This window comes from Shinella sp., assembly GCF_052438155.1.
Classification (GTDB): domain Bacteria; phylum Pseudomonadota; class Alphaproteobacteria; order Rhizobiales; family Rhizobiaceae; genus Shinella.
In genome coordinates this window covers 1-395 of the sequence record NZ_JBQVPI010000073.1, presented here as the reverse complement: position 1 = coordinate 395, position 395 = coordinate 1, and the positions used below count along the sequence as shown (strand labels likewise).

Genomic DNA, 395 nt, shown 5'->3' with positions numbered 1-395 from the left:
ATACTCGCACATCTCGAGACAGGAGCGGGGACACCGGACGATGCTGAGGATGCCCGGAAGATCTATGTGGCGGCGTCTAGGGCGAAGCGGCTGCTGGTCATTGCGGTCCCGAAGAATTCGGCACCCAAACTCGAGGCGCTCCTCTCCACTCATGGCTGCACCACGCAGCGACATGACGTCGTCTGATCAAGGCGAGGATATGACGCTAATCGGAAACATCGACCCGTCATGGAAGGACATGTCGAAATACGTGGTGCACTTCGCGAAGGCTGACCCGCCGAGGACGGCGTACGACAATGCGATCTCGTTCCTCTACGACCGGCGCATCGTCGCTGCGAAGGCCTTCGGCGCTGGGCGCAAGCTCGCTCCGGCGCGCAGGTCGGTGTGCTTCAGCG

The 395-nt window shown here is 61.8% G+C and carries 2 pseudogenes; both read left to right on the top strand.

Features of this window, described 5'->3' with window-relative positions:
• Window positions 1–186: pseudogene (locus ACT6VE_RS34185) on the top strand (UvrD-helicase domain-containing protein); the annotation flags it as partial.
• Between the two features lie 13 nt (window positions 187–199).
• Window positions 200–395 (top strand): annotated as a pseudogene (locus ACT6VE_RS34180) (abortive infection system antitoxin AbiGi family protein); the annotation flags it as partial.